This window comes from Caballeronia sp. LP006, assembly GCF_031450995.1.
Lineage (GTDB): Bacteria > Pseudomonadota > Gammaproteobacteria > Burkholderiales > Burkholderiaceae > Caballeronia.
The window spans coordinates 45774-63242 of the sequence record NZ_JARTVW010000002.1; the positions used below are offsets into that span (position 1 = coordinate 45774).

15 protein-coding genes are annotated in these 17469 nt (G+C 59.6%); 12 read left to right on the plus strand and 3 right to left on the minus strand.

Annotation, left to right across the window (positions count from 1 at the left end):
- Positions 1-53 precede the first annotated feature (53 nt).
- The 3 genes from P9250_RS00970 to P9250_RS00980 are packed head-to-tail and all read left to right on the plus strand — an operon-like array spanning position 54 to position 3701.
- Positions 54-1058 carry an autoinducer 2 ABC transporter substrate-binding protein gene (locus tag P9250_RS00970; RefSeq protein WP_250468013.1) on the plus strand — a complete coding sequence of 335 codons (1005 nt, stop codon included), beginning with the start codon at positions 54-56 and terminating at the stop codon, positions 1056-1058.
- Positions 1059-1113: 55 nt separating this feature from the next.
- Positions 1114-2643, plus strand: coding sequence for a sugar ABC transporter ATP-binding protein (locus P9250_RS00975; RefSeq protein WP_310390726.1), 1530 nt, complete (start codon positions 1114-1116; stop codon positions 2641-2643).
- Positions 2640-3701: an ABC transporter permease gene (locus tag P9250_RS00980; RefSeq protein ID WP_244831369.1), complete on the plus strand. Its 1062-nt coding sequence runs from the start codon at positions 2640-2642 to the stop codon at positions 3699-3701. The genes P9250_RS00975 and P9250_RS00980 overlap by 4 nt, the downstream gene beginning before the upstream one ends.
- Before the next feature lie 54 nt (positions 3702-3755).
- Here the strand turns inward: P9250_RS00980 and P9250_RS00985 are convergent, their stop codons facing one another.
- Complete coding sequence (locus P9250_RS00985) at positions 3756-4481, minus strand: DeoR/GlpR family DNA-binding transcription regulator (protein ID WP_244831370.1); 726 nt, start codon at positions 4479-4481, stop codon at positions 3756-3758.
- A gap of 189 nt (positions 4482-4670) precedes the next feature.
- Between P9250_RS00985 and P9250_RS00990 the strand changes: the two genes are divergently transcribed.
- From P9250_RS00990 to P9250_RS01025, 8 genes are all read left to right on the plus strand, one after another.
- A complete protein-coding gene (locus tag P9250_RS00990) occupies positions 4671-5654 on the plus strand; it encodes a DNA-binding protein (RefSeq protein ID WP_250468014.1) in 984 nt (327 codons plus the stop codon).
- A 177-nt stretch (positions 5655-5831) separates the two neighbouring features.
- A complete protein-coding gene (locus P9250_RS00995) occupies positions 5832-6455 on the plus strand; it encodes a LysE family translocator (RefSeq protein ID WP_250468015.1) in 624 nt (207 codons plus the stop codon).
- A 187-nt stretch (positions 6456-6642) separates the two neighbouring features.
- Entirely contained in the window at positions 6643-7044 is a 402-nt protein-coding gene (locus P9250_RS01000) for a thioesterase family protein (RefSeq protein WP_250468016.1), read from the plus strand.
- A 55-nt stretch (positions 7045-7099) separates the two neighbouring features.
- Positions 7100-8449, plus strand: a complete 1350-nt coding sequence (locus P9250_RS01005; protein ID WP_250468017.1) for a phenylacetate--CoA ligase family protein — start codon at positions 7100-7102, stop codon at positions 8447-8449.
- Positions 8446-9213: an enoyl-CoA hydratase/isomerase family protein gene (locus tag P9250_RS01010; RefSeq protein ID WP_250527287.1), complete on the plus strand. Its 768-nt coding sequence runs from the start codon at positions 8446-8448 to the stop codon at positions 9211-9213. The genes P9250_RS01005 and P9250_RS01010 overlap by 4 nt, the downstream gene beginning before the upstream one ends.
- Positions 9210-9929: an HAD family hydrolase gene (locus P9250_RS01015; protein ID WP_310390727.1), complete on the plus strand. Its 720-nt coding sequence runs from the start codon at positions 9210-9212 to the stop codon at positions 9927-9929. The genes P9250_RS01010 and P9250_RS01015 overlap by 4 nt, the downstream gene beginning before the upstream one ends.
- Positions 9926-11068 carry a branched-chain amino acid ABC transporter substrate-binding protein gene (locus tag P9250_RS01020; protein ID WP_310390728.1) on the plus strand — a complete coding sequence of 381 codons (1143 nt, stop codon included), beginning with the start codon at positions 9926-9928 and terminating at the stop codon, positions 11066-11068. Before P9250_RS01015 ends, P9250_RS01020 begins: the two co-directional genes overlap by 4 nt.
- A gap of 86 nt (positions 11069-11154) precedes the next feature.
- Positions 11155-12981: a sigma 54-interacting transcriptional regulator gene (locus P9250_RS01025; protein WP_310391410.1), complete on the plus strand. Its 1827-nt coding sequence runs from the start codon at positions 11155-11157 to the stop codon at positions 12979-12981.
- Here the strand turns inward: P9250_RS01025 and P9250_RS01030 are convergent.
- Entirely contained in the window at positions 12978-14108 is a 1131-nt protein-coding gene (locus tag P9250_RS01030) for an FUSC family protein (RefSeq protein ID WP_310390729.1), read from the minus strand. The genes P9250_RS01025 and P9250_RS01030 overlap by 4 nt on opposite strands.
- A gap of 697 nt (positions 14109-14805) precedes the next feature.
- Between P9250_RS01030 and P9250_RS01035 the strand changes: the two genes are divergently transcribed.
- Entirely contained in the window at positions 14806-16134 is a 1329-nt protein-coding gene (locus tag P9250_RS01035; RefSeq protein WP_250495270.1) for a hypothetical protein, read from the plus strand.
- A 37-nt stretch (positions 16135-16171) separates the two neighbouring features.
- Here P9250_RS01035 and P9250_RS01040 read toward each other — a convergent pair whose 3' ends face one another.
- Positions 16172-17440 (minus strand): O-antigen ligase, encoded by a 1269-nt coding sequence (locus tag P9250_RS01040; protein ID WP_244831380.1) that lies wholly within the window; start codon positions 17438-17440, stop codon positions 16172-16174.
- Positions 17441-17469: the final 29 nt, after the last annotated feature.

Here is a 17469-nt window from a genome sequence, read left to right on the forward strand (position 1 = left end):
TTTCCCCGTGATTCATAAAGAGACCAAGTGACAGAGGCAAAGGAGACAGCACTATGAAACTCAAGAAAATCACCACCGCGCTCACGGCAATCGCGCTTGCGGCAGGAGCCATTGCAGCCGCGCAAGCTGCGAACAACGAGACCATCGTGACGGTCGTTAAAGTGACCGGCATCAACTGGTTCAATCGCATGGACGAAGGCGTAAAGCAGTTCGGCAAGGACAATCCGAACATCTCCGTGTATCAGACAGGTCCGGGGCGTGCCGATGCCGCGCAACAGCTGAAGATCATCGAAGACTTGATCGCGAAGAAAGTCACGGCGATTGCAGTCGTGCCGTATGATCCGCCGACGCTCGAACCCGCGCTCAAGAAGGCGATGGATCGCGGCATCAAGGTCGTCACGCATGAAGCGGACAACGCGAAGAACACCATGGTGGATATCGAAGCGTTCGATAACACCGCCTACGGTGCGGGCTTGAACGAACGTCTTGCGAAGTGCATGGGAAGCCAGGGTAAGTGGGCCGTGCTGGTGGGCTCGCTCGGCAGCCGCTCGCAAGTGCAATGGGCCGATGGCGGTATCGGCAATGCAAAGGCCAAATATCCGAAAATGGATCTGGTCGAGCCGAAGCTTGAAACGAATAACGACGGCGAGCGTGCTTATCAGGTCGCGAAGGAAGTGCTGCGCAAGCATCCGGATCTGACGGGCTTTCAGGGCTCGTCGTCGCTGGATGTGATCGGCATTGGCCGTGCAGTGGAAGAAGCGGGCAAGGTCGGCAAGATCTGCGTGTATGGCACGGGCCTGCCGACTGAAGCAGGCAAGTTCCTCGAAAGCGGAGCGGTCAACGGCATCGCGTTCTGGGACCCGAAGCTCGCCGGTCTCGCAATGAACAAGGTCGCGCAGATGTTGGTGGAAGGCAAGACCATCGACAACGGTACGGACCTCGGCATTACCGGATACAACAAAGTCACCGTGAGCAAGGGCCCGGGCAAGGGTGTGATCGTGCGCGGTACCGGTTGGGTTGATGTCGACAAGACCAACTACAAGCAGTATCCGTTCTGATGTGACGTACGCGGCGCGTGGTTCATTGCCGCGCGCTGCCTGCTTTCTATAAGCCATGACCAAAGAGACACCGCTCCTCGAAGTCGTCGATATTCATAAGCGCTTCACAGGCGTTTATGCGCTGCGTGGCGTGAGCCTCTCGTTTGAACGCGGGCAGATCTATCATCTGCTCGGCGAGAACGGCTGCGGCAAGAGCACGCTCATCAAGATCATCTCGGGTGCGCAACCGCCCGATGAAGGCGAACTCGTGATCGAAGGCGTGAGACATGCGCGGCTATCGCCGCTCGAATCGCTTTCCGCGGGTATCGAGACCGTTTATCAAGACTTGTCGCTGCTGCCGAACATGAACGTGGCGGAGAACGTCGCGCTCACATCCGAGCTCGCCGAACACAACGGCAAGCTCGCGCGCACGTTCGATCGCCGCGCGCTTGCCGAAACCGCTGCACGGGCGCTGGAAGCCGTGGGCTTGCCGGGCGATGCGGACTTTCAGAAGACCTTGATCGAGCAATTGCCGCTCGCCACGCGGCAGCTCGTGGCAATCGCACGCGCCATTGCCAGCGAAGCGAAGTTCGTCATCATGGACGAGCCCACCACGTCGCTCACGCAAAAGGAAGTGGACAATCTCATCGCCGTCCTCGCGCGTTTGCGTGCCGACGGCGTCGCCGTGCTGTTCGTGAGTCACAAGCTCGACGAGTGCTACGCAATCGGCGGCGAAGTGATCGTGCTGCGCGATGGCCAGAAGATGGCGCAAGGTCCTATCGAAAACTATACGAAGGCGCAGATCAGCGAGCTCATGACGGGCAAGCATCTTTCAACCGAGCGCTATCGCGCGCAAGGGGAAGAAGGCGCATCGCAGATCGTGCTCGACGTGCAGGTGCTCGGACGCAAAGGCCAGTTCGCCGATGTATCGTTCAAGCTGCACAAGGGCGAGATACTCGGTGTGACGGGGCTGCTCGATTCGGGCCGTAATGAACTCGCGCGCGCACTGGCAGGTGTCGCGCCCGCCGACATGGGCACGGTCACGCTCGACGGCATGCGCGTGCGCCTGCAAACGCCGGCGGATGCGAAGACGCAACGCATAGGCTATGTCCCGGAAGACCGGCTGAACGAAGGGCTTTTTCTCGACAAACCGATTCGCGATAACGTCGTGACCGCGATGATTTCGAGCTTGCGGGACCGCTTCGGTCAGATCGATCGCAAGCGCGCGCAGGAGCTTGCCGAGCGCACCGTGAAGGACTTGCAGATCGCCACGCCCGACGTCGACAAGCCCGTGCAATCGCTTTCGGGCGGCAATCAGCAACGCGTGTTGATCGGGCGGTGGCTTGCCATCGATCCGCGCGTGCTGATCCTGCACGGACCGACTGTCGGTGTCGACGTGGGATCGAAGGACATCATTTACCGCATCATGCAGCGGCTTTCGAAGGAGGGCATCGGCATCATTTTGATCAGCGACGACTTGCCCGAACTGCTGCAAAACTGCGACCGTATCTTGATGATGAAGAAGGGCCGGATTTCGAGCGAGTATCGCGCGGATCGTCTGAGCGAGGCCGAGCTTTATCACGCGTTACTTTCAGAGGCAGCATGAGTATGAGCGAATCCATCCGCCGCACGGGAAGCGAGCCGGTGCCGCAAGCCGTGAGCGACGTCGCGCCGCGCGTGCGCAAGGGCAGTCTTTATGCGCGGCTGATGCGCAATCCCGAGTGGTTCACCCTAGGTCTGATTCTCGTAACGTGTCTGATCGTGGGTGGCCTGAACCCGCGGTTCTTCCAATTCGCCACGTTGTTCGACTTGTTGCATTCGGCGACCACCGTATCGCTCTTTGCGCTGGGTACGCTCGTCGTGCTGGCTTCGGGCGGTATCGACGTGTCGTTCACGGCGATAGCGGCACTCACGATGTATTCGATCACCAAGGCCGTCTTCGCATGGTGGCCGGAGTGTCCGTTCGCGTTGATACTGATCGCGGGCGCGCTGGGCGGCGTCTTGCTTGGCATCATCAATGGCATGCTCGTGCATCGGTTGAAGGCGCCTTCGCTGATCGTGACGATCGGCACGCAGTATTTGTATCGCGGCTTGTTGCTGACTTTCGTGGGCACGCAGTTCTTCATGAACATTCCGCACAGCATGGATACGTTCGGACGCCTGCCGCTCTTCTTCTATCACACGTCCGATGGTTTGCGTGCCGTGTTGCCGGTCTCCGTGCTCGCGCTCGTGATCGCGGCGGTCGTCACATGGTGGCTGCTCAATCGCACGATGATGGGTCGCGGCGTCTACGCGATGGGCGGTAGTCTCACCATCGCCGAACGGCTCGGTTACAACTTGCGCGCGATCCATCTGTTCGTGTTCGGCTATACGGGATTGCTTGCGGGCGTCGCGGGCATTCTGCATGTATCGACCAACCGGCTTGCCAATCCTTTCGACTTGGTCGGCACGGAACTCGATGTGATCGCCGCCGTGATTTTGGGCGGCGCACGCATAACCGGTGGTACGGGAACGGTGGTGGGCACGTTGCTCGGCGTCGTGCTCGTGACGCTCATCAACAGCGTGCTGATTCTGGTGGGCGTGCCGAGCACTTGGCAGAAGGTGATCATCGGCGCATTCATTCTCGTCGCAGGGACGTTGTTCGCGCTCGGACGACGGCAGTAGTGGGTTGGTCGTTCAGAAGCCGCAGAGAGCCCGCATAGCGTTTTGCGGGCTTTTTTACGCGTGCTTGCGTCTGCGCTGCCCTTCCTCGGTGATGACCGAGTCGAACTCGGAAATCTGTGAGAAGCGCACGGCCTTGACCTTGCCGAGCTTGCTTGCATCGACGACGAGATGGCGCTCCACCGCGCTTGCCATGGCCGCCTGCTTGATGGCCACTTCGTGAAAGTTCCAGCACGTCACACCGCGCGCTTCATCCACGCCACCCGCCGACATGAACGCCTTGTTGATGCCCATACGCCTCAGCGTCTCGACGCTTTCATCGCTCGCAAACGATTCGGATGACGGCACATAGACGCCACCAAGAAGGATCAGCCGGACATTGGGCTTGCGGCGCAAAATCTCGGCCACGTTGAGCGAATAGCACACGACGGTGAGATGCATGTCCGTGGGAATCTGCCGCGCGAGCGTGGTAAGCGTGGTGCCGCAATCGATGAAGATGGTCTCGCTATCGGTAAGCAGATGCGCGGCATGGCTCGATGCAATCGCCTTGGCCTGAGCGAAGTGATCCTTCTCTTCCTCGATGGTATAGCCTGCTGCATTGGGCAAATCCGCCGCGCTGACGATATAGCCGCCGAGGTAAGTGAATTGACCGGGATGCGCTGCGATATCGCGGCGAACGGTCATCTCGGAGACGCCGAGCAAGGCGGCTGCATCGCGCAAGCGCATCACGTTCTGCTTTTCGAGCGCGCTTGAGAGCACGCGCAGGCGTTCGGGTTTGGCCATCGGAATACGGCTTTTATGCGGTGTTAGGTTTTAGTCGTGGGTTGAAAGGATTATAACAATGCGGACCGGCGTGTGAACGCTGGCGCGGGTAAGTACGGGGTTGTCCATATGGCCAAGCAGTCGAGCGAGCGTTAATTATCGGCCGCTCTACGCTATATTCTTGCTCCTCCAAGAACTGACCAAACCGCAATGTCCGAACCGCTCTCCGATGACGCACGACTGGCCGCCGCCATTGACCGCCTGAAAGTCGAATTCCCGAAAACGCGCGAGCTCTACCGGGAAGTCTGCACGCTCCTGTTCTTTCGATTCGGCGTGCCGCCGACGGCCAATCGCCTTTACAGCCTGGTTCGGCGCGGCACCATGAGCACGCCGGCATCGGTGCTGGGCGAGTTCTGGGCCGAGTTGCGAGAGAAGAGCCGGGTACGCATCGAGCATCCGGACCTGCCGCCGGATTTGAGCGATGCCGCTGGCGAACTCATCGGCACGCTTTGGACGCGCGCAACTACGTCGGCACAGGCCGAACTCAACACGCAACGCGAAGAGCTTGACGCGCAACGCGCCGGGGCCGAGCAGAAGGTAGTTGCGGCGCGCGAGGAACTGGGGCGCATGGAAACGACGCTGGAACAGCGCACGGTTGCATTGTCGGCCGCACAGGCGGAGATTCGCGAGTTGGAGCGGCAACGCGCCGAAGACGCGGCCACGCGAAAGGCAGTCGATGCCGAAATCAAACGGCTCAACGACGAAGCAAGCGCACGCGCCCGAGAACTGGACAAGGTGCGCGAAGGCTTTTCGCGCGATCTCGAGAAGCTGCGCGAAACGGCGAGCCGCGCCGAGGAGCGTTTGAGAGCATCGGAGAAACGCGCGCTGCTCGAAATCGATCGCGAACGCAGCGCGACGGCCAAGCTTCAAAAGGAACTGGCCGAGGCGGTCAAACGGGCCGACAAGCGCGATGTGGACCATCGCCGTGCCGTCGATGTCTTGCAAGCGCAAGTTGGCGACGGCCGTCATCATGCCGGCGTGCTCCAAGGCAAACTGGCAGCGCTGGAAACGGCGCATGCGTCGTTGAAAGACGAGCTCAAGTCGATGCGTGATATCGATAAGACGACGCCCAAGCGTGCGACGCGTAAGCCCGCGGTTAAAAAGACCGTCGCGGCACGCAAGAAAGGCGGCTAAAGCCTTCAGTGCGCGTCGTGAGTCAGCTCCCGCCAATCCGATGCCAACGCAAGGAGGGTGTCTGCGCGCATCCGCATGAACAACAATGGCTTCCATCGCAAACGTTTCGGGAGCCAGCATGTCAGCACGTATTCAAGCCTCTTCCGTCGACGCATACGCCACGCGTGGGAGCTAGCCGTGACTACCGCCACCTGGCTTGCCTTCTCCATTGCAACGCTCGCCGCCACGGGCTCCCCGGGCCCCAATGCCATGCTCGTCGTGCGCAATACCGTGCGTCACGGACTGTATGCCGCGCTCTTCACGGTCTCGGGCAATCTGTGTTCGCGCTTCGTCATGGCAAGCGGCGTCATGCTCGGCTTGAGCGCCTTGCTCAACGCATCGCCGTGGCTTGTCATCGGTCTGCGGCTAGCGGGCGCGCTATATCTGATCTGGCTCGGCATACGCGCGATGCGTGGACAGGGCCCACAAGCCGCGGTCACGCATGTGACGCCGCACGTCAGGCAGCCTTGTCTGCGCATCTTTCTTGAGGCCGCTACGGTATCGCTCGTCAATCCGAACACGCTCGGCTTCTTCGCGGCCGCCGTGCCACAGCTAGTCGATCTGCATACGCCGATACTGCCGCAACTCGCCACGCTCATCGCGATCGATACAACCGTGGTGCTCACTGTGATGTCGACTTACGCGTTCGTCACGCATGCCGTGCATCGGCGTATCACGAGCCACAGTCGTCTCATGATGATTCGGCGCGGCGGCGGTGCTGCGTTGGTTATCGTCGGACTGACGATGCTGCCGCTTCGTTGATACGCACAATCTCGCATCGAAACCCGTTAAGCAAAGCCGACGACCGTTTCGATTCGCAACGTTAAGAATCTTTACGGTCAGCCCTTTCGACCATTCAGCGATTTGCGGCGAGTCCCGCCAGCCGGGGCTTTCGCATGATTGGCCCAGCCCTTGCATTGATAGCTCCGATAACAAACCGGAGCCGTCCATGATCGAAGCAGGCCGAACCGCCACGCTTACGCATACCGTCTCATCCGCCGATCTCGCCTCTGCTCACGCGCATGAAGCGGATGAGCGCTATCCCGACGTGCTATCCACGCCCGCATTGTTGTCCCTTATCGAGCGCGCCTGCGCGGAACTCATGCGCGACTCCCTGCGCGACGGGCAGCTCTCCGTGGGCGTCACCACGCATCTCAATCATCTCGCACCGACACCACATGGCGCCGATGTCTCCGCCACCGCGACGTTTCGTGCAATCGAAGGCGCGCTGTACTGGTTCGACGTTGTCGCAGCCGATAACGGCGGCCCCGTCGGCAGCGCGAGCCATGCACGGGCCATCGTCGAGAGATGCGTCATCGAGGCGCGCGCCGCGAAGCGCCGTTCGTCATGAGCGTGCCCGCCATAACGAAGAATTCGCGGCAAAGGCCGCTCAACCGAGGAAAGACATGGACGTGGCTGTGACTGCCCAAACGCATGGCGTGTACTTCGACGAAGCCATCGAAACGCTGCCGTCAGCCGGCGTGCGTCGTCATCAGGACGCGCTCTGGTCGACGCAATGGACGTATCTGCGTGCAATGTCGGCGTTCTATCGTTCGAAGCTTGCACGCTGGATCGAACGCGACGACATCACGCTCGATTCGCTGCAGGACCTGCCCTTCACGGAGAAGGACGAGTTGCGCGTGAGTCAGGAGGGTGCGTCGCCATTCGGCGATTACGTGGCCTGCGCGGAAAGCGCCATTGCGCGCTTGCATCGCACGTCGGGCACGACCGGGCGCCCTTTGATTCTCGCGAACAGCACACGCGATGCATTGGACATTGCACGCGTCGGCGCACGCTCGATGTGGGCGGCGGGTCTGCGCCCCGATGATCGCGTGATCCACTGTCTCAACTATTGCATGTGGACCGGCGGCTTCACCGATCACACCATTCTCGAAGCCACTGGCGCGACGGTGGCGCCGTTCGGCGTCGGCAACACGCGGATGTTGATCGACTCCATTCTGAGTCTTGGCATCAACGCGATTTCTTGTACGCCTTCGTATCCGGCGCTTATCGAGCAAGTGTTGCGCGAAACAGGCGGACCTACACCGCGCGAACTCGGCCTGAAGCTCGGACTGTTCGGTGGCGAAGCAGGTCTCGACAACCCCGAGTTACGCGCGACGATGGAAGACAAGTGGGGCTTCAAGGTGCGCAATGCGAACTTCGGCTTATCGGAAGTTCTGAGCATTCTTGGCGGACAGACGGACTGGACCAACGACCTCTTGTTTCATGCGGCGGATGTCGTGTTCGCGGAGATCATCGATCCGGAGACACTCGCGCGTTTGTCCATGGAAGAGGGCGTCACGGGCGAGCTCGTGTGCACGCATTTGCGCAAGCAATGTCAGCCACTCGTGCGTTATCGCACCCGCGACGTGGTGACGGTGACTGCCGTCGATGCCGGCGAGGATGGACGCACGGCATGGCGTTTTCGCGTGACGGGTCGCACCGACGACATGTTCAACGTGCGCGGCATCAACGTCTTTCCGGGTGCCGTCCGGCTCGCTGTGGAAGCGCTGCCGCAATGGGCCTCGGGACAGTTTCGCATCGTGCTCAAGGGCGATGGCCCTTACGACCGCATTGCGATGACTGTGGAAGCGGCGAGCGGTCTCGATATCGCCCGCTGGGGCGATGCCGCGCATCACATCGAGGCGGCCGTACGAAATCGTATAGGCGCGAGCGCAACGGTCACGATGGTGCCATTCGAACATTTTCCGCGTACCGAAGGCAAGACGCGCTGGATCGACAAGGAGCTCGCATGAGCGACGTAACGCTACACATGGAAGGACCGGTTGCCATCGTCACGTTGAATCGACCAGAGCGCATGAACGCAATCGGCGGTGCGTTGCTCGACGATCTGCACGACGCGCTGCAAGGCGCGCTCGGCGATGCATCATGCCGCGTCATCGTGCTCACCGGTGCGGGACGCGCGTTTTGCGCGGGCGACGACCTCAAGGAGTTCGACGCCCAAAGCGAAAGCGATGAAAGTATCCGCAGTCATATCGGGCGCATTCAGCGCATCACACGCGATCTGATGTTCGGTGCCAAGCCCGTGGTCGGCGCGGTGCATGGTTATGCCGTCGGCGGCGGCTTCGAGTGGATGCTCAATTGCGACATCGTGGTCGCATCGGACGATCTCGTGTGCTTCTTTCCCGAGATGGAGTGGGGACAATTCGTGACGGGCGGCGTCACGCATCTGCTGCCTCAGGCGATAGGGCATCAACGCGCGATGGAGCTTTGGTTGCTCGGCGAAAGGCAGAGCGCGCAGACGCTGCTATCGATGGGTTTGGTCAATCGCGTGGTTCCGCGCGATGCCGTACTGGAAACCGCGCTCGAACTTGCAGCATGTATCGCACAACGCTCATCGACGTCCGTATCGAAGCTAAAGAAACTGGTGACAAGCGACCTGTCGGGCTTGCTGGCTCGCAGTCTCGAACTCGAGAGTGCCGTCACCATCGAGGCATTCGCGCTGCCGGATGCTGCCGAGCGCGTGAAGGCCTTCGCGAACAGGAAGACGTCGCAATGAGTCCCAAAGCCCTTACGTTCGATTACTTCGGCACGCTCGTCGATGTGGATCAAGGCGGCACGCTCGGCATGGCGGAAGTCCTGCGGCGCATCTCGGTCGAGGCAGACGAACCTGTCTCCCAGATCTATCTCGATTGGGACATCCGCAACGTGCGGCTTTATCGAGGCCAGGCCTACGTGCGTTATCGCGATGTCGCACAACAAGCACTCGCCGATTGCCTCGATACGCACTGGCCCGGCGCGCGTAAAGGCCATGCGATGGAAACGCTAAACGACGTGTTCCTCTCGCATCTGGTCGAAGCATCGCCGGCGCACGCCGATGCTGAGCCGTTCCTCGATTGGGCTGCGGCGCGCTATCCGCTCATGCCGATCACCAACATGGACAGCGATCTCTGGCGGCGCACGCGGCTCACACGCTATTTCGAGCATGTGACGACAGCGGAGATGGCGCAGGCCTACAAGCCATCGCAGGCGATCTTTGCGCTCGCGCTCGACCGCCTGGCGGTGAACGCGCACGACGTGCTGCATTGTTCGCTCGCGAGCTGGGCCGATATCGACGGAGCAAAGCCTCTTGGTATAGCGGTGGCCTGGATTAATCGCACGCGAGAGACGCTCGGAACGTGGCAGCCACGTCCCGATTTCGAATTCGACACGCTGTCGCCAGTACGGGACGTTCTTGAAGGTCTGTCATTGACTGCGACTGGGGAAACGATATGAAACGATTCAACTTGGCGATGGCGTTCATGGCATGCGCATTGACAACGGTTGGCGCAACGCGCGCGGCATACGCGCAGGAAGTGATAAAGATCGGTGTGGCAGGGCCGCTCACGGGCAGCGCGGCGCAAAGCGGCAAGGACGATGAGCGCGGTGTACGGCTTGCCATCGACGAACTCAATGCGAAGGCTTTCACAATTGCGGGCAAGCCCGTGCGCTTCGAACTGATCTCGATGGACGACCAGGGCGATCCGAAAGTAGGCGTGAGCGTAGCGCAAAAGCTCGTGGACGATGGCGTATCCGCCGTCATTGGCCATTACAACTCGGGCGTGAGCATTCCCGCCGCGCGCATCTACAACGATGCGCACGTGGTGATGATGACCGGCGCGTCATCGAACCCGCAACTCACGCACCTCGGCTATCCCTATGTCTTCCGGCTCGCGACCAACGACAACGTCATGGGTGGCCGCATGGCGCTTTATTCGGCGAAAGTGTTGAATGCACAACGCGCCGCGGTAATCGATGACCGCACCGCTTATGGCGTTGGCGTCGCCGATGTATTCGTCGACAGCGCAAAGAAGGCGGGCTTGCAGGTCGTCGCGCGTGAATACAGCACGGACAAGGCAACCGACTTCAAGGCCATTCTCACGCAGATCAAGTCGCGTAATCCGCAGGTCGTGTTTTATGGCGGCTACTATGCACAGGCCGCGACGCTTGCGCGGCAAATGGGCGAACTCGGCATCAACGCAACGCTCGTAGGCGGCGACGGTATTTGCTCGCCTGAATTCGACAAGCTATCGGCCGGAGCCGCCGACAAGCGCATGTTCTGTGCGCAAGGCTGCGCGCCGCTCGACTCGTTACCGGACGGCAAGACCTTTCGCACGAAGTTCAAGAGTGCGTTCAGCGCCGATGTCGATACCTATGCGCCCGCGTTCTATGCCGCAACGCTCGTCGTCGCGGACGCGATGCAGAAAACGGGATCGTCGAAGCCCGAGGTATACGTCAAAGCGCTGCGCGAGCAGGCGTTCACGAGCATTCTCGGCCCCGTGCGCTTCGATGCAAACGGCGATTGGGTCGATGCGCCGGTCACGGTGTATCAGTTGAACAGCGGCGCGCTCACTGCGATTGCGCAGAAGGATTGACGCGTCCGCTCTGAAAAATCGCAGTGCGGCGGCGGGATTTTGAACTGCTATATTCGATGACGTTGCCCGACCGCTTGCAGGAAGACATGGCCACCGTCGCGCTCGATCCCGATACCGTCACGCTCGAAGGGGCACTCGCCAGCACGAGATGGAAGAGCGCGCGCGTGCTTGCCGCAAACAAAGCACGGGTATGCCTGTTCACGCTGGATCGCGCGGGGCACGTGCTGGAAAGCATCGACGAATTCACGAAAGCGGACGCGGCGACACGCGATACGTTCTTTGCGCATTGTCCGTCCGCGCAGCTTGCCGCGTTGGCGGAAGCGGCCACGTCGATGTCGGATGGACGCTGCGTGATGCTGACGCTCGCGGGACACGCCGCATCGTTTGCGCAAGCCTTCGCGCTGCGAGTCGAGACGCATGGGCGACGTGTTTTCCTCGTTGCATTGCGTGTGCTTGACGCAAGCGGCAACGGCAAGGGCTCGCCTGCAAGCCTCATCACGCTGCTGGGTGCAACGCTCGACGTGCTCCTTCAAAGCGCCTTTGATCTCGCCGTGTACGACACGCTCGTCGAAGAGCAACGCGCGATCATCGACCATATCGGCGATGGCTTGATGGTGATCGGGCAGCGCCATGTGCTACGCCACGTCAACTCGGTGGCGGGGCGTATTCTCGGCATCGATCCGAAAGCGAGTATCGGCAAGACGCTCAATGAGGTGATCGACTTCGAGCCGATCATTGGCCCGATCTTTCGCACCGGCGTGGGCTATGTTGATCGCGAGTTGATCATCGACTCTCCAGCGCGCCATCTTCATCTACTGGATACGGCTATTCCCATCAAAAACCGCTGCGGGGAAGTGGTGTCTGTCGTCAACACGTTCCGTGAGATGCGTCGTGTGCGGAAGATGGCGGGACGCTATGCGGGCAACCATGCGCGCTTTACCTTCGACAGTGTGATCGGTTCGAGTGCCGCTTTGAAGCGCGCGCTCGATGCGGCGAAGAAGGCGGCGCGCGGCGCGTCCAACGTCCTACTCTCGGGCGAAAGCGGCGTCGGCAAGGAGGTTTTCGCGCAGGCCATTCACAATGCGAGTGTGCGCAGCACGCTGCCGTTCATCGCAATCAATTGCGCGGCGCTTCCTCATGCGCTCATCGAGAGCGAACTCTTCGGACATGCGCCCGGCAGCTTTACGGGCGCGGCGCGCGATGGTCGTCCAGGCAAGTTCGAATCCGCCGATGGCGGCACGGTATTCCTCGACGAGATTTCGGAGTTGCCTATCGACGTGCAGGCGAAACTGCTTCGTGTATTGCAGGAACGCGAGGTCACGCGTATTGGCGATACACGCGGCATTCCGGTGGACGTTCGCATCGTCTGCGCGAGCAACCGTGATCTTGCGGCCATGGTGCGGGAAAAAACCTTCCGCGAAGACCTGTTTTATCGATGCAACGTAATCGAGATCACGATTGCGCCGTTGCGCGAGCGGCGCGAAGACATCGCGGCAATGACGGCATTCTTCCTCGAACGATATTGCACGCGGATGCACAAGCCGACGCCATCGCTCTCGAAGCATGCGCTGCAACAGCTCGAAATTCACGGTTGGCCCGGTAACGTGCGCGAGCTGGAAAATCTCGTCGAGAAGATGGTGAATTTGAACGAAGGCGATTGCATTGCGGATGTATCGCCGTTTTTGCGCAGTACGACGAGCGCGCAGCCAGGCAGCGATACGCGCAACGCTTCACGTCAAGAGCCGGTGTCGCTTCAGGAGGCCGAGCGCATTGCGATCGAGAATGCGCTCGAAGCATGTCGCTTCAATGTTACGACCTGCGCGAAGTTGCTGCGCGTATCGAAGCCCGCGCTCTACGCAAAGATGAAGCGGCACGGCATTCGTATCGAGCGGTCGCTTCGACAGCCGTTCTAAAATCTCGTTTCCAAAAGCCACCCTATGTTCCTGAGGTTCGCCTCGATTTGCTCGAGAGCGAATAACAGCGTAGCCAGCGCCTGCAGTTGTTGCGACGACTCACCACGACGTTCGGCGGCCTCTACGAAGCGCGCTTTGACGGATGCGGATGCATCGCCGAGCGGCTTTAGAAAATGCTCGCTGGGTGGAAGCGCGGCGCCGTCGCGCAGGTACGCGGCGAGTTGTTCCAAGTAGCCGCTCGCGCATTCGCCTACTGCGTTGACGCTTTCGCGCAGCAGCTTGCGCTCATCTTCGGGAAGCACCTTGCATTGCGATTCCCCAACACGATCGAGCAGTACCAGCCCATGCCACAAGGTTTCGAACGCTGTCAGCGCCGCACTGAGCGTCGGTCCTGCGCGAAAGCGCGCCTTGACGCGAGCATCGCTACTGACCGCGCGAGCGTCCACGAGATGGCGTAAAAAGCGCTCATGCAAGGCGTCGACGGATGCGCGGTTCTCTACGGCGCTCAAGATCGGCAAGGCATGCAGCAATGCGCGGCAATCGTCGATGAGATCCCCCATAATGCCGAACGCACGCGAGCGCGCCAGTTGCGGCCAGACGCTCACCGATACCACGATGCCGATGGCAGATCCCAACACGATGGCCTCCGCACGCGACATGGCGCCCGCGAAGCCTGCCGAAGGCTCGAGCGCGATTGCGGCAGCGACCACGATGCTGTAATTGGTCGTCGGGAAGATCGACGACATCAGGCATGTTGCGAGCGTGGCGACGCCTAACCGCAGTATCGCGTCGCCGGCATCCGGGAAGACATGCAGGGTCGCCAGGCCGACAACCGTACCGGCCACCGCGCCAATCATCTGACCGATGCCATGTTTGAGACTGCGGTCGAAATTAGCCTGAAGGGTGAACAGACTAGAGAAGACGGCCCAAGTCAAGCTCGTCGAGCCCATCAGCTTCATGCACGCATAAGCGAGCGCGCTTGCAATCAGGGACTGGAGACAGATGCGCAATGCATCGAACCGATCTATACGTCGGTAACGATTCGATAGGGCGGTCACTTGGGGGCGTGAGGGCTTCGATTGAACGAAATGCGGGTTTGCCAGACGGAGGAGCGCTTTATTTCTCATGCAGCGCTTGAGCTAAGAAAAAAATAGAAGCGGAAAAAACCGCGTTTATGAAGGCAGATTTTGGCGTACGCACGTTCGTATAAACAGTCGAATCTCGGGTAAATTTTTTGACGCGATGATTCCACGATATGAGACTTCACGCCTGAGGCCACCGTGCGACATGGCCCTACGCCCAATAGATTCACACAAGGTAAGATCTACTTAGTAACAATGACATCAAAATTAAAAAGGTACAATTTGCCCTTAAGCGGCGATTGACTAGCGTCATTTGTTCCGCTCAGACTAATTCGAACAGCCCTTTTCTTGCTTTTCTTCCAGAAAGTACCGAACGAGGGTTCACGGGGCGTGTCATTTTAGGTAATATCCTCTTATCGTATGACCTCTAAGGCAAGCGTTTGCGTTCCACAAGGTGCGTATCTGCCATGTCTTCTGCAAATCGCGGAACCACTGTGTCTCTCGGAGTCGTCAGAAGTTCCTTAGTTTTTTGATGCAGCAAGGGTTAGTCATCGCGCAACGGCCGTTATTCCCGGCATCGCGCATCGGTGATCACCATCCTTAGAGCTTCCAAGGTCGACACGCTGCCAAATAGCGTAAGTACCTTGGTTCATCCGTTAGCAGTCCTCTTTAAAGGGGGCACGAAGACATCCATCTCTAACCTCAGGGAGTTTTCCGCCCGACTTGGCGGAAGTACGAAACGATGATTAATCGACGGAAATTTCTAGCTAGCATGACCGCGCTGCCCGGAACTTATATGCTGTCCGCTTGTGGTGGCGGAGGCGTGGGCGAACTGCCGGAGTCGTCGGCAAAGGCTTCGGATGACTCCGCCTTGCCGGATTCGACTGCCAAGGCAGCAGCGAACGCGTCAGCGGATGGCACGACCATCCCTAACGGAACGTCGATCATCGATAAGACGGGAGCCGTGTGGACGCTCTCAGGCGGTATGGTCTACAAGAACAAGACCTCTGTGTCGATTGCAAACGTAGTCATGCTCCTTTGGTCGGGCGGCAAGATCTACCAGAAAAACAAAAGCAATCAGTTCTATGTTTGGTCGAACAAGTGGCTCGCATGTAACGACCCGCGCGTCGACGTCGCCGCACCGGCAGGCACCTTCTTCGGCATGAATGGTCACTGGGACTATCGCTATACGCCCGCCGAGACCATCTCTATTCTGAAGGCCTTGGGCTGTACCATGTATCGCCTCGGCAGTAACGGCACCACGCAGCAGAACAACGCCGTAGCCAAAATGGCTTCGGCCATGAATGGGACCGGTATCAAAATCCTTGCGCTCGTTCAGCAAGGCTTGACCGACGCTTCGGGCAATCTGTTCGGTAGCGAGGCAGCGGCTTACGCTACGGCCTACAACACCGGCATGACTGTGGCCGCCGCGCTCAAGCCGCACGGTGTGACCATGTACGAGTGTGGCAACGAACTCACCCGTCGCTCGCAGACCGTGCTGCATTCGAACCGTGCGGGTACCGACGTAGTGGATTTCAACAACGCGAACTGGCCCGTCATGCGCGGCGTCATGCGGGGCCTGATGGCTGGTGTGAAGGCCATTCAGCCGGACGCGAAGTGCGGCATCAACTTCTGTGTGGCGGACATCGGCGCATCGGATGCACTTTGGGACGGCATGCAGCCGGACGGTACGAGCGGGCATCCCAAGGTTCGCTGGGACATTACGACATGGCACAACTACGAGGTGTACGGCGACTTGTTCGACATCGGTTCGGACGGCGCGGGACCTCACTTCGATTTACCGCAGTACTGCAAGGCACGCTACGGTGTTCCTTTCATGATCACCGAGTGGAACGCGAATCCCGAGCAGACCGATGCTTACCGCGCCACGTTTGTCCAATCGCGCCTGCAGTCGTTCTACAACGCACGCAAGACGCACAACATCCAGTCGACCATGTACTACGTGCTCGATAGCGGCGATCACACCTTTGGCATCATGACCAACGGCGTGCCAATCAACCCGGTGTACTCGAGCTACACCAACTTCGCCCGTGCGCGCTCTGGTGCTTGATTGCCCGCGCTAGTGACCGGAAACACAGTGGTCGAGTTCACTGTGGTTCCGGCCGGACGGCGAGCGCGCTTCTGACCGGCGCTCTCGCCGTGCGCGAGCGAAGAAAGCGCATGGAAAGTCCGCGAGACGACACCACAAGAGACAGCACAAGCGCCAGAGGTAACACGTTGGATGGCGACGTCAAGCGGTGTTCCGTGGCCGCCATGACCATCAGGCAGACCGAAGAAAGCTCCACGAAGCGAAGCGCAACGAAGTCGCGCGAGCCTCTCAAGAGCAACGATTCCTGTGCCTTCCGCTGACACCAACCCGTCAGCCTCCAGTAGAAAGACAACATCAACACCAGTCCAACGATCCCGAGTTCCGCGAGGAAGTTGAGGTAAGAGTTGTGCGCGTGCGAGTCGCTATGATGCGTGGTGATCCGCAGCGGTTGGGCGAATAGGTGAAAGTAATTGATGTATGAGGCTATTCGATCATCGAACGATCCAAAGCCCATTCCGACGATAGGACTCTGCTCGAAGTACGCCAGCGCACGAGGCCATAACCATTCATAGCGGATGTTGAGATTCGCCACTTTCTCGTCGGGATCGCTGATCGCGAACGTGTAGCCCATGTAATTGATGTGCGGTAACGTGTGCCACTGCGCCACCGCTAGCGACGCCAGGATCATCCCTGCGATCATGGTCGCCAGCACCCAGCGTTTGCGACCCAGCACAATGTAAGGCACGATCATCACGATGCCGAGCAACGAGCCGCGGCTGTAAGTCGACCAAAGCATCAAGAAGTTCGCGCCCATGAGCGCAAGCATTGGCTTGCTGGGCTTATGCATGTAGTTTGCAATGCCCAGGCAAAGCAGCATGGCAAGGAAGCCGCCCGCTGCATTTCGTGCGATGAACAAGCTCCCGTAGCTATCGCTCGGATGCTTGAGAATCGAGAGCAGTCCGGCGTGTGCCAGATAGTAAGCGTAAAGCGGAGCGTTGACGCAGACCGCGAAGATATAGAAGCGGCGTAGAAGCTTGTTCAGATCGAGGTCGTGCGTGTATAAGAAGCCTGCGAGTATCGGCGCGTAAGAGATGTAAAAGTTGCCATCGCGACGATAGAATTCGAAATCGACGAGAGAAGCGGGATCATAAAATATGGTCGATATCGTCGCGAACGCGGCAAAGGCCACGAGCGGCGTGACGAACGAAGGGTAAGAGCGTCCGAAGAAACGCCACCCGTAAAGAAGGATCGGCAGAAATCCTATCGCGCTTAACGGCACGAAGTTCGTCACTGTCAGCAACAACGCAATCAGCGTTATGTAGACCATGCTGAGTCCCCTTGATTTAATGCTTGAGC

Excerpts from the sequence above, each read along its gene's own strand:
- P9250_RS00970 (WP_250468013.1), top strand. The coding sequence starts at position 54 with ATGAAACTCAAGAAAATCACCACCGCGCTCACGGCAATCGCGCTTGCG.
- P9250_RS00975 (WP_310390726.1), top strand. The coding sequence starts at position 1,114 with ATGACCAAAGAGACACCGCTCCTCGAAGTCGTCGATATTCATAAGCGC.
- P9250_RS00980 (WP_244831369.1), top strand. The coding sequence starts at position 2,640 with ATGAGTATGAGCGAATCCATCCGCCGCACGGGAAGCGAGCCGGTGCCG.
- P9250_RS00985 (WP_244831370.1), bottom strand. The coding sequence starts at position 4,481 with ATGGCCAAACCCGAACGCCTGCGCGTGCTCTCAAGCGCGCTCGAAAAG.
- P9250_RS00990 (WP_250468014.1), top strand. The coding sequence starts at position 4,671 with ATGTCCGAACCGCTCTCCGATGACGCACGACTGGCCGCCGCCATTGAC.
- P9250_RS01000 (WP_250468016.1), top strand. The coding sequence starts at position 6,643 with ATGATCGAAGCAGGCCGAACCGCCACGCTTACGCATACCGTCTCATCC.
- P9250_RS01005 (WP_250468017.1), top strand. The coding sequence starts at position 7,100 with ATGGACGTGGCTGTGACTGCCCAAACGCATGGCGTGTACTTCGACGAA.
- P9250_RS01010 (WP_250527287.1), top strand. The coding sequence starts at position 8,446 with ATGAGCGACGTAACGCTACACATGGAAGGACCGGTTGCCATCGTCACG.
- P9250_RS01015 (WP_310390727.1), top strand. The coding sequence starts at position 9,210 with ATGAGTCCCAAAGCCCTTACGTTCGATTACTTCGGCACGCTCGTCGAT.
- P9250_RS01020 (WP_310390728.1), top strand. The coding sequence starts at position 9,926 with ATGAAACGATTCAACTTGGCGATGGCGTTCATGGCATGCGCATTGACA.
- P9250_RS01025 (WP_310391410.1), top strand. The coding sequence starts at position 11,155 with ATGGCCACCGTCGCGCTCGATCCCGATACCGTCACGCTCGAAGGGGCA.
- P9250_RS01030 (WP_310390729.1), bottom strand. The coding sequence starts at position 14,108 with ATGAGAAATAAAGCGCTCCTCCGTCTGGCAAACCCGCATTTCGTTCAA.
- P9250_RS01035 (WP_250495270.1), top strand. The coding sequence starts at position 14,806 with ATGATTAATCGACGGAAATTTCTAGCTAGCATGACCGCGCTGCCCGGA.
- P9250_RS01040 (WP_244831380.1), bottom strand. The coding sequence starts at position 17,440 with ATGGTCTACATAACGCTGATTGCGTTGTTGCTGACAGTGACGAACTTC.